Source organism: Streptomyces sp. NPDC044033 (assembly GCF_056434425.1).
The window spans coordinates 440,303-465,063 of record NZ_JBWKFF010000002.1 but is presented as its reverse complement, the minus strand read 5'-3'; the positions used below and the strand labels follow the sequence as shown (position 1 = coordinate 465,063).

Sequence of the window (24,761 nt, the reverse complement as noted above, 5' to 3'; positions counted from 1 at the left end):
GAACCAGCGTATCGAGCCGTAACGAGGAGGAAGGCAGCACGTGTTCGCCCAGCTCACCCTGCACCGGATATTCGAGGAACAGGCCGCGCGCACCCCCGACGCACAGGCCGTGACGGACGGTCGGGAATCCCTGACATATCGCCAACTGGAGGATCGGGCCAACCGGTTGGCCTCCGCCATCACTCGGCACGCACCCGACCCGGGCGCCCGAGTGGGCCTGTATCTGCGGCGCGGGAACAACGTGGTGGCCGCGGCGATCGCGGTCCTGAAGGCCGGCTGTGCGTACGTACCGCTGGACCCGGCGTACCCGCCGGAGCGGGTGCGGTACATGGCGCACGACGCGTCCCTCGATCTGGTGGTGGCGGACCAGGACGCCTCCGCGGTGCTGCCGGACGCCACCGTCATCGACGTCGAGGACGCCTCCCGGCAGGCCCCGGAGCCCCCTGCCGCGCAGGCGGCGGTGGCTCCGGACGCACCGGCCTACGTGATCTACACATCGGGGTCGAGCGGCGACCCCAAGGGCGTCATGGTCTCCCACCGCAACGTCACGGCGCTGCTCGACGCCTGCGACCGGGTGTTCGACCTGCGCGGCGATGATGTGTGGACGCTGTTCCACTCCCCGTGCTTCGACTTCTCCGTATGGGAGATGTGGGGCGCGCTCGCCCACGGCGCCCGGCTGGTCGTGGTGCCGACCGAGACCGCCCGCTCGCCCGACGCCATGCTCGACCTCGTCGTCGCCGAGCGCGTCACCGTCCTCAACCAGGTGCCCTCGGTCTTCCGCTACCTCTCGCGGTCGGCGGTGGCCCGAGCGGAGGAGACGGGCAGCGTGCCGGATCTGCCGCTGCGGTACGTCCTCTTCGGCGGCGAGGCGGTCGATCTCGAAGCGGTACGCGCCTGGCGCCGTGTGCACGGCACGGGGGCCGAGTTCTTCAACATGTACGGCATCACCGAGACCACGGTGTTCGCCACCTGGCGGCGGCTGCCCGAGAGCGAGATCGACGCGCTGCGGGACGGGGCCCGCGGCGTATCGGCTCCGACGGGCGCGTCGGCGCCGGCCGGCGTCACCCCGGACCCGGAGCTGAACATCGGCCGCCCGCTCGACGGCTTCGAGGTGGTGCTGCTCGACGAGTGGGGCGGCCGTACTCCGACCGGACGCATAGGTGAACTCTGCCTGGCGGGCGACCAGTTGGCCATCGGGTATCTCGGACGGCCGGAGCTGACCGACGAGCGGTACCCCCTTCTCGACCTCGCGGGCACCGGGGAGCCCCGGCGCTACTACCGCAGCGGCGACCTGGCCGTGGCCCTGCCGGACGGCACTTGGGAGTTCGCGGGCCGGGCCGACGACCAGGTGAAGATCAACGGCTACCGGATCGAGACCGGCGAGATCGAGAGCGCGCTGCACGGCACCGAGGGCGTACAGGACCTCGTGGTCCTGCCGGTGACCAGCCGCATCGGCGAACACATGCTCACCGCCTTCTACGCTCCGGCCCCCGGCGCCGATGACGGCGACGGCGGGCGGGACGAACTGGCCGAACGGCTCACGGCCCGCGCCAAGGCGTCGCTGCCCGCCCACATGGTGCCCCGCCGTTTCGTGCGGGTGCCCGCACTGCCGCTGACCCCGTCGGGCAAGACCGACAAGCGCGCGCTCACCGCGCAAGCGTCATGACCCACGCCTGGAGGACGACCCATGGCTGACACGACCGACGACCGGCCGCACGGCCCGGCCACCGGGTGGGCCGCGCCGCGGGACGAACTCCCGCTGTCCGCCGTACAGGAGGCCATGTGGGTCTCCTGGCAGCGCGACCCCCAGCGGTGGGAGCACATCATCCCGCTGGCCCTGGACGTGAGCGGCGACCTGGACGCGAAGCGTCTGCGAGCGGCCATCACGGAACTGACGCGACGTCACCCCATGCTGCGGGGCCGCGTCGCCGAGACCCGCACCGGAACCCGCCTGACCTGGGCCGGCGCGGACCCCGTCCCCGTCACCGTCCGTACGGTGACGGCCGGGCGCTACGACGCCATCGTGGCGGCCCGAGCCCCCTTCGACCTGAACCGGGGGCCGCTGGCGCGGGCGGAAGTGCTGCACGGGCCGGACTACACCCTGCTGCTGCTCACCGTCCACCACCTGGTCCTGGACGGCACCTCGATCCCCCCGCTCCTCGACGAGCTATGCAGGGCCTACGGCGGAGAGCGGCTCGGCGAGCCGGACGCCCTCGGCCCGTACGTCGCCCACGCCCAGCGCTCGTGGGAAATGGCCCTCGGCGCCGGAGGCCGGCCGCTGCGGGACTACTGGCACACGGCCCTGAGCGGCGACGCACCGGCCCGACCACTGCCCGTACGGGCCGAGCCCGACGGCTACCGGCAGCTGCCGCAGCCCATCGATCCACAACTGCCGCAACAGGTACGGGCATTGGCGCGCGAACTGGGCGTCACCTCGTTCACCGTCATGTTCGCCGCGCTCTTCCTGACGCTGCACCGCCACACCGGCTCCGACGACCTGATCGCGTCGGCGCCCTACCACGGGCGGTCGGACCCCGCCCTCGACGGACGCGTCGGCTTCTTTGTCAACGTCCTGCCGTTCCGGCAGCGGATCGACGGCTCGCGCACCTACGCGGAGTTGGCCCGCGATCTGCGGGAGCAGGTACGCGCCGGGTCCGGCCACGGAGACCTGCCGCTGCCCGCGATCCTCCGGGCGGCGGAGCTGACCGGTCCGGCGGACCGCGACCGTACGCACCAAGTCGTCCTCCAATACGTGCGGTTCGGGCACGCCGAGGACGGCGCTGGGCGCGGCGGGCCCGACGTGGGGCGGTTGCGGTTCGACGGCGGCGACGCGCCGTGCGAGCTGAGGCTCCTGGACCTCATGGACGTGCCGGACTACCGGCTCACCGTCCTGCTGGCGGAGGACAGCCATGGCAGCCGCATGCTGTGGAAGGACCCCGACGGCTCCCTCGGCCCGGAACTGCTCGCCTCGCTGGCCCGGGACCACCTGGCCGTCGTGGCGGACATGATCGCGGCCCCGCACCGCACCGTCGAGGAGGGCCTGGCGCTGCTGCCCGCCGTCAGCGTGCCGCCCGCGGAGACCGCGGCCGTGGCGGCTCCGCCGGTACGGGCTCACGGAGACGGGCATCAGGCGTCGGACACCGCCCCGGCGCCCTCGCCCGCGGCGACCCGCGGGCTCACCTCGCCCACCGCCGTCGGGCTCGCCACGATCTGGCAGAGCGTGCTGGGCGTGCCGGTGGCCTCGGTCGAGGACTCCTTCTTCGAGCTGGGCGGACACTCCTTGCTCGCGACCACGCTGCTGACCCGGGTCGGCAGGCGCTTCGGCGTCGATCTGTCGATCCGCGACCTCTTCACCCACCCCGGCTTCGGCGAACTGGTGGGCGTCATCGACCGCGCGACGGCCGACGCGCCGCCCGCCCCGGCCGACGCCGCCCCGGCGCGCCCGGAGCCTGGCGGCGCCTTCGCGGCCTCCGGATTCCAGGAGAGCATCTGGCTCGCCCAGCGCCTGGACCCGGTCCACGCGACGTACCACGTGCCGCTGTCTTGGGAGGTGGAGGGGGAGTTGGACGCGCGGGCGCTGCGCGACGCACTCGCGGCGGTGATCGGCCGCCACGACATTCTGCGCACCCGCTTCCTGGACCGTGACGGCCGGCTGTTCCAGGAGGTGATGCCACCGTGGATCCCCGAGGTCGAGCGGGCCGACCTCACCGGGCTGACCGGCCCCGAGCGGGAGGCGCGGCTCGGCGCGTGGGCGGACGGGGCCGCGGCCACTCTGGTCCCGGCGGACGGACGCCTGCTGCGCGCCGCGCTGTTCACCGTCGCACCACGGCGCCACGTGTTCTCCCTGTGCGTCCACCATCTCGTGCTCGACGGGGAGTCGGTGCCCATACTCGTACGGGAGTTGGAGCGCTGCTACGCGCCGGCGGACCCGGACGCGGGTCCGCCGCCGCCCCGGAACCAGTACCGCGACCTGGTGGCGGTCGAGAACCAGGAGGCGGGGGCGGCTGACGATGTCGCTTACTGGTGCCGCCAGTTGAAGGGAGCTCCGAGTTCTCTCGGGGTCAACGCCCCACTGCGTGAAGAGTCGTTGGGGAACCTCGGGCTGAGCCTGGAGCCTGGGATCGTGCGCGAGCTACTGCCCGTACAGCGTGCGGAGAAGGTCTCGGCCTTCATGATCCAGGCGACCGCGGTCGCCGCGGCGCTGCACCGCTGGACCGGGCTCACGGACCTCACCTTCGGGATCCCGGTGGCCCATCGGGGGCCGTCCGCGTTCCAGGACGTCATCGGGCCGTGCCTGAACACGCTGGTGCTGCGCTCCCGGTGCGCTCCGGGGACGACGTTCGCCGAGCTGCTGCGCGTGCTGCGGGAAGAGATCATCGATGCCTTCGAGCACCGCGCGGCTCCGTTCGAGGACGTGGTGCGCGGCCTCGCGCCGAGACGGTCTCCCGGGCACACGCCCTACGCCGACGTTCTCCTCAACAGCGTCAGCCTGACCAACTGGTCGGGGCGGCTCGGTGACGCCCGGATGACCCCCGTGGATTTCGTCGCGCGGCGTACGGAGACCAGTAAATTCCCTGTGACCATCACCTTCGCGGAACGGGACGCCGCCCTGCGCGGCTCCCTGGCCTACCGCGGCGACCGGGTCGGCGCCGACGCCGCCGGACGGCTGGCGGACGGCCTTTCTGCAATCCTCAACCATTTCCGGACGCTGCTGCCGGAATCGGTATTCGGCCAGGAGGCGGACGGGCCGTCCGGAAGGAACGGAGTGAACTCATGAGAAAATTTCGGTTCGGCGTCAATCTGAATTCAGCCACCGGCCATCAGGAGTGGACGGACAAGTGCCGTGCCGCGGAGTCGCTCGGATTCGACGTCCTCACCGTTCCGGACCATCTCGGGGTGCAGGCCCCGTTCCCCGCGCTGGTCGCCGCGGCGGCGGTGACGGAAAGCGTGCGAGTTTCAACTTTCGTACTCAACAGCGCTTTCTGGAACCCGGTTCTGCTGACTCGCGAGGTCATGACAACCGATCGGCTCACCGACCGGCGGCTCGAAGTGGGTCTGGGTACGGGATACGTGCGCTCGGAGTTCGACAAGGCCGGTGTGGAGTGGGGCACCGCCGGCAGCCGGGTGGACGGATTGGAGCGGACGGCCGCCGAACTGACCCGGCTGCTGGACCACCCCCGAGAGTTGGGGGACACCCAGCCCCCGTCCCGGCCCCCCATTCTCATCGGCGGCAACGGCGACCGGGTGCTGGGGCTGGCCGCGCGCCACGCCGACATCGTCGCGTTCACCGGCGCCGTGCTCAAACGCGGCGCGACGCGCGGCACCTTGCAGCTCCTTGACGCGGACACGGTCGCTGAGCGGGTCGCCCACTTCGAGGCGGTCGCCGGTGACCGGGCCGCCGGGATCGAGCGCAACATTCTCATCCAGGCGGTGGTCGTGACGGACCGGCGGCGGGAGGCGGCGGAGACGCTGAGCCGCCGGATGCCGCACCTGACGGCCGAGCAGGCCGCGGACGCGCCCACGGTGCTGATCGGAACGGTCGCGGAGATGGCGGAACAGCTGCTGGAACGGCGGGAGCGCTACGGCTTCTCTTACGTCAGTGTGCACGAGTCGGCCATGACGGAGTTCACACCGGTCATCGAGTCACTCACCGGACGGTGAGTTTTTGGACAGCGAGTTTCCGGGCGGCGCGATACCGGGTAGAGGAGTGGCGGTCACGGCGCGCTGTGGCGCCCGTGTCTCGATCGGTTAGGGATGGCTGAAAATAGGCATCCTGACGCGACATCTCAGCCTAAGACTTGACACTCTGTATATGGAATACAGGATTCCATCAGGTTAGTTTGATCGGGACCACGTGATCCGTGCATGCCTGGGAGTGCAGTCTTATGTCCGTCGCGCAGTTATCCCCTTGTGGCCTGACTCCGCTCTCCGCAGAGGGTCGTCCTCCCGCAGGGGACGACGGGCGGATTGCGCAGGGCGCGCGTAAGGGGAGTCCTTGAGAATGTCGATTGCCGTAGCCGTGCTCGCCGATGACCCGATAACCGAAGAAGGGGCCATCGTGCGCTTGAACTCTTGTGACGAGATTGCCGCGCGTTCCCTGGATTCGCGCCACACCGCCGATGTCCTGCTCGTGTTGGCCAACGAGGTGACCGGGGACATGCTGACCAGAGTGGCGCGGGTGCACCGGGATAGCGGCGGCGGAGGGCGCAGCCTGCCCGTCGTACTCGTGGCCAACGAGTTCCCGGAACACTCCATGCTGCGCGCGATCAGCCTCGGGCTGGTCAGCCTGCTGTACCGGAAGGAGAGCAGCTTCAACGCCATCGCGCGCGCCGTCGTATCGGCCGCGCGCGGCGGCGCGAAGCCGGGCGACGGGGTGCAGCAACGGCTGATCGGCCAGATCAAAGCGATCAGGGACAACGCACTCATCCCGCACGGCCTCAATGTCGCGGGCCTCGGAGCCAGAGAGGTCAATGTGCTCAGACTCCTGGCCGACGGCTTGAACACCAAGGAGGTGGCGGGCCGGATCGGCTGTTCCGAGCGGACCATCAAGAGTGTCATCCACCAGCTCGTGGCCCGCCACAACCTCAAGAACCGCACCCACGCCGTGGCGTTCGCGCTGCGCACCGGAGTTCTGTAACGCGCAGGTGTCACCCCCCACCCGCGGCCGGCGCCGGCCGCGGGTCTTTCGCGCACATCAGAGCTCTACGGGCTCCTTGCGCGGATTACGCGGAGCCCCGCCCGGAGTCCGTCAGACTCCCCAGGAAGTCGATCAGCGCCGCGTTGACCTCGTCCGGCCGCTCCTGCTGGGTCCAGTGACCGCAGCCGGGGAGGAGTACGCTGCCGCGCAGCTTCGGGGCGACGGCGGACAGGTTCTTCAGGTGCGCCTCCATGCCGTGGAAGGACGTCACCAGGTCCCGGTCCCCGTAGACGTACAGCGCGGGCACGTCGATACGGAGGCCCTGGAACACGGTCATCAGCTCGTGGTTGCGCTGGATGTTGCGGTACCAGTTGAGGGGGCCGGTGAAGGCGCTCTCCCCATGCTCGGCGTAGTCCCGCGCGAACGTCTCGATGTCCTCCGGCGTCAGCCAGCCGGGCAGCCGCTCCGGCTCCGGGATCGTGTCCAGCAGCGTGGCGCCCTCGGGAACGACCCAGGGGCGGGGCGCCTCGGTGGCCGGGTTGTCGCCCGACCCGCTGTACAGGATGCGCCGGAACGTCGACGCCGGGTCCCGCGCCAACTCGGCGTCCGCTACGCCCGGTTGCTGGAAGTAGAGCTGATAGAAACCGTCGCCGTAGTGCTCTCGGCTGGCCTCCAGCGAGCCCAGCCCGGCGGGCGGCCCCGGCGGCACACTGAGCCCGGCGACGGCCCGTACGACATCGGGCCGGAGCAGCGCGCTCGCCCAGGCGACCGGCGCACCCCAGTCGTGCCCGACGACCACCGCCCGCTCCTCCCCGAGCGCGTGGATCAGGCTGACCACATCGCCGGTGAGGTGCAGCAGGCTGTACGCATCGACGTCCTCGGGCTGCTCGCTGCGCGCGTACCCCCGCTGATCGGGAGCCACCACCCGGTAGCCGGCGGCGGCCAGCGGCGCGAACTGGTGCCGCCAGGAATACCAACTCTCGGGAAAGCCGTGCAACAGCACGACCAGCGGCCCCTGCCCCTGCTCGGCGATGTGCAGCCTGACTCCGTTGACCTCGACAAAGCTGTGTTCGACCGTGGAGCTCACGCATCCTCCAAACGTGCCAAAGGGGATTGGACTTTACCCGTCACGGCACGCGCTCGGCGAGGGGGCGGCACGCACGGAAGTGAGAGCCGACAGCTCGGCGCTCACCCCGTCATGTACGCGCCCTGCGCGGCCATCAGCTCTCGGCGGCGTAGCACACGAACCGCGCCCAGTCGTGGGGCTTGATGGTGAGGTGGGGGCGGGTGGTGTCCTTGGAGTCCCGCACGTGGATGGCCTGTTCGGTGGCGGCGACCTCGATGCAGTTATCGCCGGCCGTGCCGCTGTGGCTGGACTTGAACCAGGCCGGTTCGGTCGTGGTCATAGCCCTCCTCCGATCTGCTCCGCCAGGCTCACGGAGCCCAGGTGTTGCGGGCTCGGTACGGAGTGCCGCGCACTCGCGTGGCTGTCAGCCTTCAGCGGCGTAGCGCACGAACCGCGCCCAGTCGTGGGGCTTGATGGTGAGGTGGGGGCGGGTGGTGTCCTTGGAGTCCCGTACGCGGATGGCCTGTTCGGTGACGGCGACCTCGATGCAGTTGTCACCTTCGGTGCCGCTGTGGCTGGACTTGAACCAGGCCGGTTCGGTCGTGGTCATAGCGCTCCTCTGATCCGCTCCAGCAGGCCCACGGAGTCCAGGGGGCTGAGGGCCTGTGAACGGAGTTTCGCATATCGCTGGTGCAGAACGGCGGCCTCCTTCGGCTCCGCGATCAACCGGCCGTTCTTCTGCCCCTCGGAGTATGCGAGCCGCCTGCCGTCCGCTGTTTCCAGAAGGGACAACGGGCCGTCCAGACCCGCGTGCCGAGGGCTGAGCGTAGGCATGATCTGGATCGACGTGTTGCGCAACGCGGCGAGGGCCAGGATGTGGTCCAACTGACCCATCGTGACTTCGATCCCGCCGAGGCCGCGTCGCAAGACGTGCTCCTCCACGATGAAGCTGAATTCGGTGTTGGGGCGTTCCTTGAGCAACCGCTGACGCTCCATGCGCGCGGTTACTTGTGCCTCCATCTGCTCGTCCGACAGGGGAGGGACGCGGTTCTCGAAAGCCGCGCGGGCGTACGCTTCCGTCTGCAACAGCCCCGGTACCAAACGGCACTCGTACGTGCCCAGGGCCGCCGCTACCTTCTCCAGCCTCGCCCACTCCCGGAACCACGCGGCCAGTCCCGGTCGGCGCGTCAGATGCCTCGCCGCTTTCCGCAGGGCGCCCGTGTTCCCCAGTGCGGCCTCCGCCCGTTCCACGAAGTCCTTGTCCGGCATGCGGCGCCCCAACTCGATGGACGCCACGGTGTGTTGGGAGAACCGCACCAGCCTGCCGAGTTCCATCCGGCTGACCCCCGCGTGCTCGCGCAGGGCCTGGACCACCGCCCCGAAGGTGCGCATGCTGTCCGAGGAGTCCGGTTCTCTCTCCCATTCAAGCGTTTCGTCCGCCGAGTCCGCCATGTCAGTCATACGCGGCCACCTCCAGGTGACGTGATTTCTCCGCGCTCAACTCACCCAGCGTGACCACATGCTCTGTGCGCTGTCCATACCTGAACCGCGTACGCTCGCCGCCCGTACGGCTTCCCTTGCTGGTGAATGCCCTTTCGTGCCCGTGAGGGTGGATGTCGTGCGCCTGGACCCGGTACAACTCTCGATTACCGTACGTGCGTTCAGTCGGCGGTTTTCCGCCAGTGACCCGGCGGCTCAGTGACCCAGCGGCTCAGTGACCCAGCGGCTCAGTGACCCAGCGGCTCAGCGGCTCAGCGGCCCAGCGACTCAGTGCCCCAGTCGTGCCAGCGCCTGTTCCGGGTAGCGGCCCCCGGCCACCGCGTCGTCCGGGACGGTCGCCCGGAGCAGGGCGATCTGTTCGGGGGACAGGGAGACATCCGCCGCCGCGGCGTTCTCTTCGAGGTAGCGCGTGCGCTTGGTGCCGGGGATGGGCACGATGTCGTCGCCCTGCGCCAGCAGCCAGGCCAGCGCCGCCTGGGTGGGGGTGCAGCCGATCTGCGCCGCCACCTCGCCGATGGCGCGCACCAGCGCCAGATTGCGGTCGATGTTCTCGTCGGAGAAGCGCGGCCAGCGACGGCGGTTGTCGTTCTCGCCCAGGTCCGCGCGGGAGGCCACGGACCCCGTCAGCATGCCGCGGCCCAGCGGAGAGTACGCCACGACCGCGATACCCAACTCCCGGCAGGTGTCGAGGAGTTCGCCCTCCACCACATCGCGGGTGAACAGGGAGTACTCCAGCTGGATCGCGCTGATCGGGTGCTCGGCGTGGGCCCTGCGGAGGGTGTTGCAGTTCACCTCGCTGAGCCCCAGGTGGCGCACCTCGCCCGACTTCACCAGCTCGGCCATCGCGCCCACCGTCTCCTCGATGGGGACCTCGGGGTCGCGGCGGTGGACGTAGTAGAGGTCGAGATGGTCGGTCCCCAGGCGGCGCAGGGAGGCGTGGCAGGCGAGGGGTACGTACGCGGCCGAGGTGTCCACGCCGTCGACCCGCCCCGTCTCCGGGTCGTGGCGCAGCCCGAACTTGGTCGCCAGCACCACCTTGTCGCGCCGCCGCGCGCCGCCGCCCAGCCAGCGGCCCACCAGCTCCTCGTTGGCGCCGCGCCCGTACGCGTCCGCCGTGTCCAGCAAGGTGATGCCCAGTTCGGCGGCCCGGTCCAGGGTCCGCTGGGACTCCGCCTCGTCGGGGACCCCGTACGCGATGGACATGCCCATGCAGCCGAGGCCGATCGCCGACACCTCCGGGCCGCCGGTTCCCAGCGTGCGGTACTTCATCGCGTGCTCCTGTCTTCGGGGGATGCGGGGTTTTCGTTGTCTGTCCGGTCCGCGGGGGCGGTCGGGTCCGCGAGGACGGCCGGTTCCGGCGGCAGCGTCGCGTACGCCCGTGCCACGCTCAGCAGCCACGCCACCTCGCCCGCGTAGTCGCCCTCGTCGGTCGAGGACGCCCCCGGCGGCACCGGGTGCGCGCCGGCGGGCGCGTTGTCGCGCTTCGCGCGCAGCGCCGCGTGCAACGACGTGGCGTGCACGGTCGCGCGCAGTTCCTCGCCCGCCAGCCCCGCCCGCTGGGCCTCGCGGCCCGCCGCGGCCATGACGGCCGGCTCCATGTACGGCCTGAGGACGAGCAGCCCGTCCTGGATCTCGATGACCTTGCGGTAGAGCCGGTAGTTGATGTCGCGCGGCAGGAAACGGGACAGCCGGGCCAGGCGCGTCGGCGGCTCCGGGCTGAGCGCGATGTGCGGGAGCGCCCCGTACAGCGCGAGCCACAGCGGGTGCAGCCGCTGATAGGCCAGGAAGTTGCGGAGCAGTCGCCGCCAGTCCGAGAGCCGGGGCCCCCAGGACGGCATGGTGAGCCCCGCCACCAGGAAGGAGATGCCGATGCCGTTGGCCACCGGCGTCAGGAGCTCCCAGTCGAGGGGTTCCAGCCCCGACTGCACGGCCAGCAGGGACGCCGCGCGGTTGAGACAGTAGATGAGGCACGCCCCCGCGCCGATGCCCGTGCTGAACAGGCCCCGGCGCAGCCACTGCCGGCCGGCGACCCGCCCGTACCGCCCGCACAGGCGCATGATCTCGACCATCCCGGCGCCGAAGGCGCTGACGTAGAGCAGGAGGTACGTGGCGACCAGCGGACGGTGTGCGTTCTGGAGCAGGTAGTGCGCGCTGCGGCCCTGGGACTGGGCCCCGGCGACCGCCCACAGCGTCAGCATGGCGGCCGCGCACAGCACGGCGATCACCAGCCGCACCAGCGCCCGCCGGCCGGCCTCCTCGCGGGGGTAGACCCAGTAGACGATGGCGATCAGAAAGGCCGCGCTGGAGGCGACGCCGCCCAGCAGGTGGATGCCCAGCGCGCCGAGGTTGGGGATGCCCAGCGCGCTGTCCACGGCCGCCGAGACGGTGGGGGTGGACAGCGTGAAGGAGATCCCCTTGCAGGAGAAGGCGATGAGCAGGGCGATGAGCGCCGGGTCCCGCCGGTGGTGGCGCACATCGCGAAGTTTGTAGAGCAGGGCCAGCGCGCAGAGAGCTGCGCACGCCGGGAACACGACACTCTTGACACCAAGCAACAGGTCCTCCGGGCCGTCACAACACTGCCATCGATGATGCGCCGCAAGGCGTGGTGCGCGGGCTCAGTCCGGCGGATTCAACGAGTGCTCGATACGGGCGACGGCGTCCGCGTGATCGGACGGCACGGCCCATACGGACTCCACCGGCGGCCGGGTGACGCGCTCCAGGATCAGCGAGGCGACCGTCTCCGCGGCCTGTTCCTCCTCGGTGGTGTAGCTGGTGCGGCCGAGCACGTCCCGTACCCGCTGCGGGTCGAGGTGCGGCACGAACAGCTCGATGCTCGTCGAATCGGCCCCGGCGGCGTCGGAGTGGCAGCACAGCATGTGCGCGAGCTCATGGGCGACGATGTGGTCCCGGTGGAGCGCGCTGACGTTCGCCTCGACGACGATGAGGTCCATGTCGTCCATGGCCAGCCACATGCCGCAGGGGCTCTGCGCGCCCAGGGCGACCGACATGAGCTGGATGGGCCGCCCGCGGTCGCGGCTCAGTTTCTCGGTGAGCGTGGCGATCGTGCACCCGTCGGGCAGGTCCAGGCGCGCCAAGTGCGCTTCCGATGCGCGGCGTAGTTCCTTATAGTCCTTGTGGCCCTTTTTGCGTGGCCTGCCATGGGCCTCTGAGGGGTGCGAGTCCTGCGACATGCGTCCTCCTCGAAGCCGCCGAATCCGATGCTCCACTGCCGAGCGATGGTAACTACCCCAGTCGGCCACAGGACAATGGTCTTGGCCGAAACCCCCTGTTGGCCGGAACCGCCCGCCGCGTCGCGAGGCCCCGGCGGGGGCACGGTACCCGAAGGTCGCCGGGGTGTCCCGGCCGTACGGTCAGTGGCCGGTCCATTCCGCTCCGTGGGGCGACTGTCTTAAAGAGACGCTTCGGCGGGGGACGGCGGTTGAGAGGGGAGCGGCGGAAGCAGGGAGAGAAGCGAATGCGGGGGCAGCGGCGGAAGAGCAGGGGGAGAAGCGAATGCGGGGGCAGCGGCGGGAGCGCCGTCGGCGGCGTTCGGGGCGATGGAGCGAGGCCCGGGTCCGTAGAGCGAGGCCCTGGGCCGTAGCGCGAGCCCCGTCGCCACAGCGGCACGGGAGCCGCCGGAGCGCCGGCTACCGCCGAGCGTCCTCCTTGACCATGTCGGCGCACTTCTCGCCGATCATCATCGTCGTGATGCACGGATTGACCGCGGGCAGGAACGGCATGACGGACGCGTCGGCGACCCGCAGCCCCCGCACCCCCTTGACCCTCAGCCGCGGGTCGACGGCCGCCGCCGGATCGTCGGCCGCGCCCATCCGGACCGTGCCCGCCGGGTGGTAGACGGTGTTGTGGGTCTTGCGGAGGTAGTCCAGCAGTTCCTCGTCGGACTCGGCGCCGGGGCCGGGGGCGAGCTCGGCGCCCGCCCAGTCGGCCATCGGGGCCCGGGAGACGATCTCGCGGGCGAGCCGCAGCCCGTAGGTCATCACCCGCACATCGTGCTCATGCGTGAAGTACCGCGGATCGACCCGCGGCTTGTCCCGGAAGTCCCGGGTCCGAAGCCGTACGGTGCCCATCGAACGGGCCCGGGTGACGTTCGGCGTGAGGCAGAAGGCGTTCTCCGAGGTCGGGTAGCCATGCCGGTACGTGTTCATGTCGAACGGCACCGAGCCGTAGTGGAACATCAGGTCGGGGCGGTCCAGGCCCGGCTCGGTGTCCGCGAAGACGCCGATCTCCCACCACTGGGTGGAGCGGGTCACCATGGGCTGCCGCGCCTCCCACATGACCAGGCCCTCCGGGTGGTCCTGGAGGTGGGAGCCGACCGCGGGGGCGTCGACGCTCACCTCGACGCCGGTCTCGCGCAGGTGCGCCGCCGGGCCGATGCCCGAGAGCATCAGCAGCTTCGGGGAGTCGATGGCCCCGCAGGCGACGACGGTCTCGCGCCGCGCGGCGACCGCATGGGTGCGGATCAGGTCGGGCGCCAGGTACTCGACCCCGGTGCACCGCCGCTCGCCGTCCAGGACGAGCCGCTTGGCCTGGAGCCCGGTGCGTACCTCAAGGTTCGGCCGCCTGCCCAGGACCGGGTGGAGGTACGAGACCGAGGCGGACGAGCGGGTGCCGTCCTCGCGGGCGTTGATCTGGAACCAGTTCGCGCCGCGCACCACCGTGGTTCCGGTGTTGAACGCGGTGGTGGGGATACCCGTCGCCGCGCAGGCCGCGAGCAGCGCCGAGCCGCAGGGGTCGTTCGGCGGCACCGTGCGGATGGTGACCGGGCCCGTACGGCCGTGGTGGTCGCCGGGCGCGTCGTTGCGCTCCAGCCGCCGGTAGAGCGGGAAGCAGTCCGCCGCGCTCCAGCCCGTACAGCCATGCGCGGCCCACTCGTCGAGGTCCTCGGCCGGGGCCCAGAAGGCGATGCAGGAGTTGTGCGAGGAGCAGCCGCCGAGCACCTTGGCGCGGGCGTGGCGCATGAAGCTGTTGCCGTTCTCCTGCGGTTCCACCGGGTAGTCCCAGTCGTAGCCGGACTCCAGCAGCCCCATCCACTTGTCGAGCCGCAGGATGTTCTCGTCGCCGACGTCGGACGGACCGGCCTCCAGTACGCAGACGGTGACGTCCGGGTCCTCGGACAGCCGCGCGGCGACGACCGCTCCGGCCGTGCCGCCGCCGACCACCACATAGTCGAACTCGTCGCGGGCGGACGCGGCGGACGCGGAGTGCGCGGCGTCCACCGGCTCCACAGGGTTCTCTCGCGGCATGGCCGTACTCCAGACTCCAGGTCAGGGGGTGCTCGGGGCGGTGGGCGGCTCGGCGGCGTGCCCGGCGAGCACGCCCGTATGTTTGCGCTGGACGAACCAGTAGTAGGCGAAGCCGCCGACGGCGACCACGCCGATGAACAGGAACGCGCCCCAGCGCAGATACCAGTGCTGCGGGCCGGTCGCGTTGTAGACCGCCGCTCGCGGCCAGGCGAGGTTGAGCGACATGGCGCCGCCCCACAGCACGGCCAGCACGTTCACCGGCAGACCGAACTTTCCGAGCGAGAACTTGCCCTGGGCCGGTTCCCACCGGCCGCGCAGCCGCTGGACCAGCATCGGCAGGGTGACCAGCAGATACGCCAGATAGATCATGATGATCGCGATGCTGGTGATCACCGAGAAGATCTGCGGCTGATTCACATTGATCACCAGGATCGCGACCCCGATGATCCCGATGACGACCGCCGGCAGCACCGGGGTCTGGAAGCGCGGGCTGACCCGGGCGAGCAGCGAGGCGGCGGGCAGATTGGTGTCCCGTGCCATCGCGAACGCCAGCCGGATGCCGGCGGTGTGCACGGCCAGCGCGCACACGGTGATCGCGATGACCACGCACCACAGCACGATCTGCCCGATCGTCGAGCCGAGGGTGCTGAGCACCACGTACTGGAGGCCGTCCACGGAGAGCTGCCGCGCGTGCAGGTCGGGCACGGCCAGCAGGGCGAACAGCAGGATGAGCCCGCCGATGAGGAACGAGGCGAAGAGCGCCCGGAGGATCGCTCGGGGCGCGTTGCGGCCCGGGTCCACGGATTCCTCGCCGAGGGAGGAGGCCGTGTCGAAGCCGTACATGACGTACGCGGAGGCCAGCGCCGCGGTGAGGAACGCGCCGAGGTAGCCGAACGAACCGCCGCCGCCCAGCCCGTTCGTCTCGGTCACGGCGGCGGGGCCGCGGGTGATGTGCGCGGCCAGCAGCACGATCAACGCGACGGCGGCGACCAGCTCGATGGCGACGCCCGCCGAGTTGATCTGCGCCATGAGCTTGACGCCGAAGGCGTTGACGATGGTGGTGAACGTGATGAGCACGGTGCCCAGCAGCACGGCGTTGGCCGCCGCGTCCGTCTTCCCGGTGCCGTCGCCGATGAACTGGAACCAGCCGGAGATCTGCGGCAGCGTGACCTGGTACGCGAGGGCCACCGCGGCGAGCGACACCATGGTCGCGGTCATCATCATCCAGCCGCCGAGCCAGCCGACGTGCGGGCCGCCGAGCTTCTTGGCCCAGTTGTAGACCGACCCCGCGACCGGGTAGCGGGCGGCCAGCTCGCAGAAGCACAGGGCCACCGTGAGCTGTCCGCAGAAGACGATCGGCCAGGACCACCAGTAGGCCGGGCCGCCGTGGCTCACGCCGAAGTAGAAGAGCTGGAAGGTGCCGGTGAGGATGGAGATGTAGCTGATTCCGGCGGCGAAGGTGTGGAAGTTGCCGAGGGTGCGCTTGAGCTCGGGGCGGTAGCCGAGTTCGGTGAGCGAGTCGTCGTCGTGCGAGCTGTCGTCGTGTGACGCGTCGTGGTGTGTGCCGTCGTCGCGCGGGCCGGGGTCTTGCGGGCTGTCGTCGTACGCGCCGTCGTGCGGCCCGTCGACCGAGCCGCCGTATGAGCTCACTCGAACCACCGCTGCGGGCGGGGCGCCGTGTTCCGCCAGATGTGCTTGGCCTCCTGGTACTCCGCCAGTCCGGCCGGGCCCAGCTCCCGCCCCACGCCCGACTGCTTCATGCCGCCCCACTCGGCCTGCGGTACGTACGGGTGGAAGTCGTTGATCCACACGGTGCCGGCCCGCAGCCGCGCGGCGACGCGGTGCGCGCGTTCGCCGTTCTGCGTCCAGACCGCGCCGGCCAGACCGTAGACGGTGTCGTTGGCGAGGGCGACCGCCTCGTCCTCGTCGCGGAACCGCTCGACGGTGAGCACCGGGCCGAACGACTCGTCGCTCACCACGGACATCCCCGGCGTGCACTCGTCCAGGACGGTCGGCGGGTAGTAGAAGCCGCCGCTCAGCGCCGGGTCCTCGGGGCGCGCGCCGCCGAGGCGCAGCACCGCGCCCTCCGCCAGCCCCGCCGCCACGTACGCCTCGACCTTGTCCCGGTGCGCGGCCGAGATCAGCGGGCCGGTACGGGCGTGCTCGTCGAACGGGCCGCCGAGCCGGATCTCCCGGGCCCGCCGCACCACCTCGCCGACGAACTCGTCGTGCAGGGCGTCCTCGACCAGCAGCCGCGCTCCGGCCGAGCAGACCTGCCCGGAGTGCAGGAACACCGCCATCAGGGCGTAGTCGACGGCGGTGTCGAACTCGGCGTCGGCGAAGACGATATTGGGATTCTTGCCGCCCAGTTCCAGGGCGATCTTCTTGACCGTCGGCGCGGCCGCGGCCATGATGCGCCGCCCGGTGACCAGGCCGCCGGTGAAGGAGACCAGGTCCACCCGCTCGTCCGAGGTGAGCGGCGCGCCCGCGGCGGCCCCCGTGCCCAGCACCAGGTTTGCCGCGCCCTCCGGCAGCCCGGCCTCGGTGAGCGCCCGCATCAGCAGGATCGCGGTGTGCGGGGTCAGCTCGCTGGGCTTGAGGACGAAGGTGTTGCCGGCGGCGAGCGCCGGAGCCACCTTCCAGGCCGTCTGGAGCAGCGGATAGTTCCAGGGCGTGATCAGCGAGCAGACGCCGACCGGCTCGTGCACCACCCGGCTGTCGGTCTCCGGGCTCCCGGCGTCGACGACCCGGTCGGTGCCGCCGGCGGCGCCCAGGTTGCCGAAGTAGCGGAAGCAGTTCGCGATGTCGTCCATGTCGTACTCGCTCTCCACGAGCCGCTTCCCGGTGTCCAGGGATTCGGCTCTGGCGAACGCGTCCTTGTCGCGTTCCAGCAGGCAGGCGACGCGCAGCAGCAGTCGGCCGCGCTCGGCGGCCGGGGTGCGGGGCCAGGGCCCGCGGTCGAACGCCTCACGGGCGGCGGTCACGGCGGCGGCCGCGTCCTCGGGGCCCGCCTCGTCCACGGTCGCCACCAGCGTGCCGTCCGCGGGACAGCGGATCTCGCGGGTGCCGCCTGCGGCGGCCGCGGTCCACTGACCGCCGATGAACAGCTCCGGCATGGGGTCCCTCCGGGCTCATGTCGATGTGTGCGGGTTGGTGTACACCGGTTGTATTGATGTGTACGGGTCATGTGAATCGCATGCATGCGGGTCGGCAAGGGCTCACGCAGAGCCTAAGTGGCGTGGGTCACACGCACACGGTGTGCGCCGCCGTTCGGCCGAGGGGCGGCGGGCGGGCGACGCTCGGCGTCGGGCGTCCGGCGCGCGGTGCTTCGAGGGGATGCCGCGCCCGGCCCGGGGCGTGCCCAGCGGTCCAGGGGCCCGGAGGGCCCGGGGATTCCGGCTGATCATCCGGGCGGTAGACGGTTCTGGGTGGACTATCGAGGGACCCGGGTGGACTAAAGATGGGGTGCCGCCCGATTCCGTACTGCCGAAAGAGTAGGTGCAAGTCCCTCCGTGCGGACGACGCAGGAAGTATCGGCCGCGAGTCATTGTTAGAGGTATGAACGATGACCGACGGACCCGGCGAGGCGAGACATGAGCCCACTCGTGCTCTCGGTACTGCTCTGCGTGGTCTCCGCCGCCTGTTACGCGGCCGGAGCCATCGTGCAGGAGCGTGTCGCAGCCACCGGCCCGCACGGTACATACGCGCCGCTGGGCCAGCCCCGCTGGTGGGGCGCGGTGGTGCTGACCGGCGCGGGGGCCGGGCTGCACGTGGCGGCGCTGGCCTACGGGCCGCTGAGCCTGGTGCAGCCGCTGGGGGCCCTCACGATCGTCTTCGCGCTCCCGATGGGCGCCGTCGTCGTCCGCCGCCGGGTCGCCGCCGCCGGCTGGCACGGCGCGCTCCTGGCCTCCGTGGGGCTGGCCGGACTGATGTCGCTGACGGGCGAGGCACGCTCCGGGGAGTCCTTGGACACCGCCGAGCGGCCGGTGCTCGCCGTCGGGGTGCTCTGCGCCGCCGCGCTGCTGGCGATCGGGACGCGCTGGATGCGCCGCCCCGTCGTCCGGGGCGTGGCGCTGGCCGGGGCGGCGGGCGCCGTCTTCGGCATGGCGTCCGTATTCACCAAGACCGTCGCCGAGGGCTGGGCCGACGGGGACTCGCTGTCGGTCCTCATGCCGAGCATGGCGGCGGTCGCCGTACTGGCGGTGTCGGGACTGCTGCTCTCGCAGGCTTCCTACCGCGGGGCGGGGCTCGCGGCGCCGCTCGCCACGGCGACGGTCGTCAATCCGGCGGTCGCGGCGGCCGTGGGGATAGTGGCGATGGGGGAGCGGTTCCGGTACGGGCTGCCCGGCGGTCTGCTGGCGCTCGCCGCCGCGGCGGTCGCGGCGATCGGAGTGGTCATGCTGACCGTGGAGGGCAGCAAGCAGGAGCCGGAGGGATCGCAGGGGCCGGAGGGCTCGGGCGGGCCGCACTCGAAGACGTCGGTGCCCCGGCCCGCGCGGGAGCTGTCGCCGGCCGCGCCGACGGGGTCTTCCGCCTCGGCTTCCCCTTCCCATTCCGCATCGCCTTCCCCTTCCGCTCCGTCTTCGTCTTCGTCTTCGGTGGAGCGCAGGTCGCGGCTGCGCCTGCCGCGTAGCGAGCGGCTTCCCGCGCGCAAGCAACCGGAGAGCGGGGATGCCGAGGGCGGCCTGGTGGCGGCCGGAGCGAAGACCGCCTCGAAGTAGCGGGCACACGGGCGACGCGGCGGGTACGGCGGACGTGGCGGGGCCCGGCAGTCGGCTCGTCCGAGGCGCCGTGGGTCGCCCGTGCCGCCGCGGAGCCGTTCGGGCCCGGCCCCCGGAGCCGCCGTTCCTTGATCAAGATTACTGAATTGTCAGTGCCGCCTCGTATGTTGATCCGCATGAAGCACGGAAAGACAAAGGGGCTGGCGCGCTCGTCCGCGCTGATGGCGGTGGGCACGGTGGTGTCCCGCGCGACGGGGATGATCAGGCTCCTGCTCCAGGCGGCGGCCCTCGGATCGGGGCTGCTGGCCAGCACGTACACCACGGCCAACACCGTGCCCGCGAGCCTCTACTTCCTCATCATGGGCGGGGCGCTCAACGCGGTGCTGGTGCCGCAGCTCGTACGGGCCCGGCTTGAGCAGCCCGACGGCGGGCGGGCGTACGAGCAGCGGCTGGTCACCCTCGTGGTGAGCGTGCTCGTGGTGGGTACGGCGCTCGCCGTGTGGGCGGCCCCCGAGATCGTCAGCGTGTACATGCGGGACACGCCGGACCAGCACGCGGCATACGAGCTGACCGTGGTCTTCGCGCGCTTCCTGCTGCCGCAGATCTTCTTCTACGGGCTGTTCGGCATACTCGGCCAGATCCTCAACGCGCGCGGCAAGTTCGGCGCGATGATGTGGACGCCGGTGCTCAACAACCTCGTCCTGATCGCCATGTTCGGCCTCTACCTCGGCTTCGTCGCCACCCCCGACAGCGTTCAGGACATCACGGCCGCACAGGTGCGGCTGCTGGGCATCGGCACCACGGTCGGCATCGCGCTCCAGGCCCTCTCGCTGATCCCCTACGTACGGGACGTGGGCTTCCGCTTCCGGCCCAGGTTCGACTGGCGCGGGGCCGGGCTGCGCAAGAGCGCCGCCGCCGCTCGCTGGACGCTGCTGTTCATCCTGGTCAACCAGGTGGCCATGACCGTCGTCACGAACTACGCCAACGCCGCCGACTTGGAGAGTCCACAGGGTGGAGTGGGCAATTCGGCCTATTTCTACGCACAGAACATCTGGACCTTGCCACAAGCCGTCGTAACCGTCTCAGTGGTCACCGCCTTGCTCCCCCGACTCACCCGTGCCGCCGCCGAACAGCGGCTCGACGACATGCGCGACGACCTCTCCCGCGCGCTGCGCGTCAGCGGCGTCGTCATCGTCCCCGCCGCCTTCTTCTTCCTGGTCTTCGGCCCGCAGCTGGCGGCCCTGCTGATCGGCCACGGCACCGGGGACGCGGCCTCCGCGGAACCGGCGGGCAACATGCTCCAGGCGTTCGGCCTCGGCCTGATCCCCTTCTCCGCGCAGTATCTGCTGCTGCGCGGTTTCTACGCTGTCGAGGACACCCGCACGCCGTTCTGGATGGCCGTATGGATATCCGGCGTCAACGTCGCTCTCGCCACCGCCTGCCATCAACTGCTGCCCGTGCGCTGGGCCGTGACCGGCATGGCCGCCGCCTACGGGGTCTCGTACGGCGTCGGCCTCCTGATCACCGCACTGCTGCTGCGCCGCAAGCTGGCCGGGCGGCTCGATGGGAAGCGGCTGTTCCGGACGTACGGCAAGCTGACGCTCGCGGCGCTGCTCGCGGGCGCGGCCGGGCTCGCCGCGGCCCATGTCTCCAGCGCGCCCGCTCCGGCGCTGGCCGCCGGGGGAGTGGTGATGGCCGGCTTGTTCGTGCTGCTGGCGAAGGCGCTGCGGATCGGCGAACTGCGCAGCCTGCCCGGCCTCGGCTGAGGCGCGGTCGGGCGCGGGGCGGGGCCGGGGCGGCGCCGTCCCCGCGCGGCGGTTCTCCGGGATACTCAGTGACGGCCCACCCGGCCGCTCTCAGGAGCGTTCGGTGAGGATCAGGTGCTCGGGGGGCGTCATCGGCAGGGTGAAGCCGATCTCGGCGCCGCCGCCCTCGCGGTTCGCGGCGTGCACGGTGCCGCCGTGCACCGCGGCGACCTCGCGGACGATGGCGAGGCCGAGCCCCGAGCCGGGCAGGCTGCGCGCGCCGGGGGCCCGGTAGAAGCGGCCGAAGATGTGCGGGAGGTCGGCCTCGTCGAGGCCGGGGCCCCGGTCCCGTACGTCCACCCGCCCGCCCGAGACCACGATCTCCAGCGGATCGGCGCGGTCCTGGTCGAACTTGGCGGCGTTCTCCAGCAGGTTGGAGATCGCCCGCTGGACGGCGGGCGGCCAGCCCATCACGGTGGCCGGGGCCGCCGTCCGCACGGTGACCGTACGGCCCGTGCGGCGGCGCGCCAGCGCGGCGGCCCGCTCGGCCGCCTCGCCCAGCGCCACCGGCACCGGGTCGCCGGCCTCGCCCTGCCCGGCCGCCAGCTCCACCAGCTCGTTGACCAGGTCCGTCAGCTCCCGCGCCTCGTCCGTGAGGTCGGACAGCAGCTCGTCGCGGACGTGCGGCGGCAGCTGGTCGTAGCGGCGCAGGGTGGAGAGGTTCGTGCGGAGCGAGGTCAGCGGCGTGCGCAGCTCGTGCCCGGCGTCCTGGACCAGGCGGCGCTGGTCCTCCTCCGAGTGCGCGAGCCGCCCAAGCATGTCGTCGAACGCCCGGCCCAGCCGCCCCACCTCGTCCTGCCCGCCGACCGGCACCTCCATGTCCAGCCGCCCCGTCGCCGCGACGCCCTCGGCGACGCCCGTCAGCCGCACCAGGCGGCCGGTGATCCGGCGCGCCAGCCACCAGCCGACGATCGAGGACGCGGCGATCAGCGCGGCCACGAAGAGGACGGTCCGCTTCTGGAGGTCGTTGAGCAGGTCCTCGGTATCGCTGAGCTGCTGCGCGACCTGCACCGCGCCCCGGGCGCCGCCGAGCGAGACGGTGGCCTGGCGGTAGTCGTCGCCGTCGACCTCGCCCGCCACGAACCGGACCACCCCGGCCCGGCGGCTCTCCGCCAGGGACCGGTCGGTGGCGGACACCGGCAGCGTGGGCTGCCCGGTGTCCGCGATCCGCCCCTGGGCGCCGAGCACCTGGACGACCGTACGGGTGGGCCGGATCAGGTCGTCCCGGGGGCCGTCGTGGTCGGGGTCGCCGGAGACGTAGTCGGCGGGGAAGAGCGCCTTGTGCGTGACCTGCTGGCGCAGGTCCTGGACCACCTGCCGGAAGACGGACTGCTGGTCCACTCGCACCAGATGCGCGGCCGCGTCGTAGCTGAGGAACCCCACCAGCCCGGTGACCACCGTGGTCACCAGGGCGAACGAGGCGGCGAAGACGGTGCGCAGGCTCGGTCGGGGGCGCGGACGCAGACGCAGGTTCACGGGTCAGGAGGCCCGCAGGGTGTAGCCGACCCCGCGCACCGTATGGATCAGCCGGGAATGCTCGGGCCGATCGACCTTGCGGCGCAGATAACCGATGTAGACGGCGAGGTTCTTGGAGCCCGGCCCGAAGTCGTAGCCCCAGATCCGGTCGTAGATGGTCGAGTGGTCCAGCACGATCCCGGCGTTGCGGACCAGCAGCTCCAGCAGGTCGTACTCGGTCCGGGTCAGCTCCAGCTCTTGCCCCGCCCGCCACGCCCGCCGCGCCGACGGCTCCAGCCGCAGATCCGCGACCTCCGGCACCGCCCCCGTGACCGTGGGGCCCGGCGCCACCCGGCGCAGCAGCGCCCGCAGCCGCGCGAACACCTCGTCGACGTCGAACGGCTTGGCCACATAGTCGTCCGCGCCCGCGTCCAGCCCCGCGATCCGGTGCGCCGTCTCCACCCGGGCCGTCAGCATCAGGACCGGCGTCCGGTCGCCCTCGGCGCGCAGCACCCGGCACACGTCCAGCCCGTCCAGGCCCGGCATCATCACATCGAGCACGATCACGTCCGGTCGACTGCCGCGCGCGGCGGCCAGCGCCTCCGCGCCGTCGGCCACCGCCGTCACGCGGTAACCCTCCAGCGTCAGGGCGCGTTCCAGCGCGTGGCGGATGGCACGGTCGTCCTCGGCGAGCAGCACGGCGTAATTCACCGGGCCAAGTCTGCCAAGACGACAACGGGCCATCGGCGCTGCCCCCGTCCGCTGCGTCCCGTACGCACCTGTCGTCCCCCTTCTCTTACCCGGCTCTTAATGCGGTCACGCAGCCGGCTTACCTGCCTCGGCCACCGTGAGCACGACGCTGGGAGCGCACCGAAGAGCCGTGCCGGGCTCGTGATCACGCAAGGCTCCCGATGCCGCGCGACCCCCGACCACGCGGAGTTCCCGCCTACGCGGAGCCCCCGATCACGCAGAGCCCCCGATCACGCAGAGCCCCCGATCACGCAGAGTTCCCGACCACGCAGACCGTTCGGCAGACCCCGGAAAGACACCGCATGAAGATCGCATTCCTGCTGCACAACGCCTACGGGATCGGGGGCACCAACCGCACGACCTTCAATCTGGCGGCCGCCTTCGCCGACCGGCACCAGGTGGAGATCGCCTCCATGACCCGCCACCGGGACGAACCGGCGCTCGCACTCGACCCGCGCGTACGGATCGTGCCCCTGGCCGACCTCCGGCCGCCGGGCGGAACGGAGCAGGCGGCCGACCACGGCGCGTTCACCGAAGGGCCCGCGCCGGCCGCCCTCGCCGCCGAGCGCCACCACGGCCCGTACAGCAGGCTCGCCGAGCGGCGGATCGCGGACTATCTGCGCCACTGCCCGGCCGACGTCATCATCGGCACCCGGCCCAGCGTCAACATCCACCTCGCCCGCTTCGGACCCCGGCGGACGCTGCGCGTCGCGCAGGAACACCTCTCGCTGGACGCGCACCCCGAGCGGCTCCGGCGCGAACTGGCCCGACGCTACCGCTCGTTGGACGCCCTCATCACGACCAGCGAAGCCGACGCCGCCGCCTACCGGGAGCGGATGCCGCTGCCGGGCGTACGGGTCCTGGCGGTGCCCGACAGCGTTCCCGAGCCGCCCGGCGCACCCTCCGACGGCACCGCCAAAGTCATCGTGGCGGCCGGGCAGCTCGCCCGCGGCAAGCGGTTCGACCTGCTCATCGAGGCGTTCTCGGCCGTCGCCGCCAAATGCCCCGACTGGCGGCTGCGCATCTACGGCGGCGGCGCGGAACGCGACCGGCTCGAACTGCTCACCGCCGGCCTCGGACTCGGCGGCCACGTCGAACTCATGGGCCCGCACGCCCCGATCGAGGCGGAGTTCGCCAAGGCGTCCATCGCGGCCTTCGCCTCCGAGACCGAATCCTTCGGCGTGACGATCATCGAGGCCATGCGGTGCGGGCTCCCCGTCGTCTCCACCGACTGCCCGCTCGGACCCGCCGAGATCATCCGCGACGGTGTTGACGGGCTGCTGGTGCCGACGGGCGACGGACAGGCCCTCGCCTCGGCCCTCCTCGACCTCATCGGCGACGAGCCCCGCCGCCGCGCCATGGCCGCCGCCGCACGGGACGGCGCGCGCCGCTTCGACCCCGCGCCGATCGCGCGCGGTTACGAGCTCCTCTTCGCCGAACTCGCGGCCACCCGGCGCCGACGCGCCGTGCGGCGCGGCTACGCGGCGGCCCGGGGGGGGGGGGGGGGGGGAGAGGGGGGGGGGGGGGGGGGGAGAAGAGAGGGGAGGCAAACGCACCACAGCG

At 71.5% G+C, this 24,761-nt stretch carries 19 protein-coding genes; 7 read left to right on the top strand and 12 right to left on the bottom strand.

The features are described 5' to 3' along the window. Nucleotides 1–40: 40 nt before the first annotated feature. The 4 genes from AC07AB_RS05625 to AC07AB_RS05610 all read left to right on the top strand — a co-directional run bounded on the left by AC07AB_RS05625 (nucleotide 41) and on the right by AC07AB_RS05610 (nucleotide 6,637). The gene (locus AC07AB_RS05625) at nucleotides 41–1,666 is read left to right on the top strand and encodes an amino acid adenylation domain-containing protein (protein ID WP_478560512.1); all 1,626 of its coding nucleotides are present in this window, start codon (nucleotides 41–43) and stop codon (nucleotides 1,664–1,666) included. A 21-nt stretch (nucleotides 1,667–1,687) separates the two neighbouring features. Next, the gene (locus AC07AB_RS05620; protein WP_478560509.1) at nucleotides 1,688–4,777 is read left to right on the top strand and encodes a condensation domain-containing protein; all 3,090 of its coding nucleotides are present in this window, start codon (nucleotides 1,688–1,690) and stop codon (nucleotides 4,775–4,777) included. Next, nucleotides 4,774–5,661, top strand: a complete 888-nt coding sequence (locus tag AC07AB_RS05615) for a TIGR03621 family F420-dependent LLM class oxidoreductase (protein WP_478560506.1) — start codon at nucleotides 4,774–4,776, stop codon at nucleotides 5,659–5,661. The genes AC07AB_RS05620 and AC07AB_RS05615 overlap by 4 nt, the downstream gene beginning before the upstream one ends. 340 nt (nucleotides 5,662–6,001) lie before the next feature. Continuing rightward, entirely contained in the window at nucleotides 6,002–6,637 is a 636-nt protein-coding gene (locus tag AC07AB_RS05610; RefSeq protein ID WP_478560503.1) for a helix-turn-helix transcriptional regulator, read from the top strand. Nucleotides 6,638–6,722: 85 nt separating this feature from the next. Here AC07AB_RS05610 and AC07AB_RS05605 read toward each other — a convergent pair whose 3' ends face one another. The 10 genes from AC07AB_RS05605 to AC07AB_RS05560 all read right to left on the bottom strand — a co-directional run bounded on the left by AC07AB_RS05605 (nucleotide 6,723) and on the right by AC07AB_RS05560 (nucleotide 17,583). After that, nucleotides 6,723–7,724 (bottom strand): alpha/beta fold hydrolase, encoded by a 1,002-nt coding sequence (locus AC07AB_RS05605; protein WP_478560500.1) that lies wholly within the window; start codon nucleotides 7,722–7,724, stop codon nucleotides 6,723–6,725. A gap of 133 nt (nucleotides 7,725–7,857) precedes the next feature. Continuing rightward, a complete protein-coding gene (locus AC07AB_RS05600) occupies nucleotides 7,858–8,043 on the bottom strand; it encodes a DUF397 domain-containing protein (protein WP_478560497.1) in 186 nt (61 codons plus the stop codon). 84 nt (nucleotides 8,044–8,127) lie between these two features. Continuing rightward, nucleotides 8,128–8,313, bottom strand: a complete 186-nt coding sequence (locus AC07AB_RS05595; RefSeq protein ID WP_478560494.1) for a DUF397 domain-containing protein — start codon at nucleotides 8,311–8,313, stop codon at nucleotides 8,128–8,130. Beyond that, entirely contained in the window at nucleotides 8,310–9,164 is an 855-nt protein-coding gene (locus tag AC07AB_RS05590) for a helix-turn-helix domain-containing protein (protein ID WP_478560491.1), read from the bottom strand. Before AC07AB_RS05590 ends, AC07AB_RS05595 begins: the two co-directional genes overlap by 4 nt. Before the next feature lie 306 nt (nucleotides 9,165–9,470). Continuing rightward, complete coding sequence (locus AC07AB_RS05585) at nucleotides 9,471–10,472, bottom strand: aldo/keto reductase (protein ID WP_478560487.1); 1,002 nt, start codon at nucleotides 10,470–10,472, stop codon at nucleotides 9,471–9,473. Next, nucleotides 10,469–11,755 (bottom strand): MAB_1171c family putative transporter, encoded by a 1,287-nt coding sequence (locus AC07AB_RS05580; protein ID WP_478560484.1) that lies wholly within the window; start codon nucleotides 11,753–11,755, stop codon nucleotides 10,469–10,471. Before AC07AB_RS05580 ends, AC07AB_RS05585 begins: the two co-directional genes overlap by 4 nt. A gap of 63 nt (nucleotides 11,756–11,818) precedes the next feature. Continuing rightward, nucleotides 11,819–12,298 (bottom strand): toxin, encoded by a 480-nt coding sequence (locus AC07AB_RS05575; RefSeq protein ID WP_478560481.1) that lies wholly within the window; start codon nucleotides 12,296–12,298, stop codon nucleotides 11,819–11,821. A 552-nt stretch (nucleotides 12,299–12,850) separates the two neighbouring features. Then, nucleotides 12,851–14,467 (bottom strand): GMC family oxidoreductase, encoded by a 1,617-nt coding sequence (locus AC07AB_RS05570; RefSeq protein ID WP_478560478.1) that lies wholly within the window; start codon nucleotides 14,465–14,467, stop codon nucleotides 12,851–12,853. A gap of 21 nt (nucleotides 14,468–14,488) precedes the next feature. Then, nucleotides 14,489–16,117, bottom strand: a complete 1,629-nt coding sequence (locus AC07AB_RS05565; protein WP_478560475.1) for an APC family permease — start codon at nucleotides 16,115–16,117, stop codon at nucleotides 14,489–14,491. Further along, the gene (locus AC07AB_RS05560; protein WP_478560472.1) at nucleotides 16,114–17,583 is read right to left on the bottom strand and encodes an aldehyde dehydrogenase family protein; all 1,470 of its coding nucleotides are present in this window, start codon (nucleotides 17,581–17,583) and stop codon (nucleotides 16,114–16,116) included. The genes AC07AB_RS05565 and AC07AB_RS05560 overlap by 4 nt, the downstream gene beginning before the upstream one ends. A 477-nt stretch (nucleotides 17,584–18,060) precedes the next feature. Between AC07AB_RS05560 and AC07AB_RS05555 the strand changes: the two genes are divergently transcribed. Continuing rightward, entirely contained in the window at nucleotides 18,061–19,188 is a 1,128-nt protein-coding gene (locus AC07AB_RS05555) for a DMT family transporter (RefSeq protein WP_478560469.1), read from the top strand. Nucleotides 19,189–19,364: 176 nt separating this feature from the next. Further along, on the top strand, nucleotides 19,365–20,954 hold the full coding sequence (murJ, locus tag AC07AB_RS05550; RefSeq protein ID WP_478560466.1) for a murein biosynthesis integral membrane protein MurJ: 1,590 nt from the start codon (nucleotides 19,365–19,367) through the stop codon (nucleotides 20,952–20,954). A 90-nt stretch (nucleotides 20,955–21,044) separates the two neighbouring features. On the opposite strand, the gene AC07AB_RS05545 is transcribed toward murJ, so the two are convergent. Together AC07AB_RS05545 and AC07AB_RS05540 are read right to left on the bottom strand one after the other, a co-directional pair. After that, nucleotides 21,045–22,469 carry a sensor histidine kinase gene (locus tag AC07AB_RS05545; RefSeq protein ID WP_478560463.1) on the bottom strand — a complete coding sequence of 475 codons (1,425 nt, stop codon included), beginning with the start codon at nucleotides 22,467–22,469 and terminating at the stop codon, nucleotides 21,045–21,047. 3 nt (nucleotides 22,470–22,472) lie between these two features. Beyond that, nucleotides 22,473–23,159, bottom strand: coding sequence for a response regulator transcription factor (locus AC07AB_RS05540; protein WP_478560460.1), 687 nt, complete (start codon nucleotides 23,157–23,159; stop codon nucleotides 22,473–22,475). 341 nt (nucleotides 23,160–23,500) lie between these two features. Here AC07AB_RS05540 and AC07AB_RS05535 point away from each other — a divergent pair. After that, on the top strand, nucleotides 23,501–24,761 hold a 1,261-nt coding region (locus AC07AB_RS05535; RefSeq protein WP_478560457.1), incomplete at its 3' end, for a glycosyltransferase.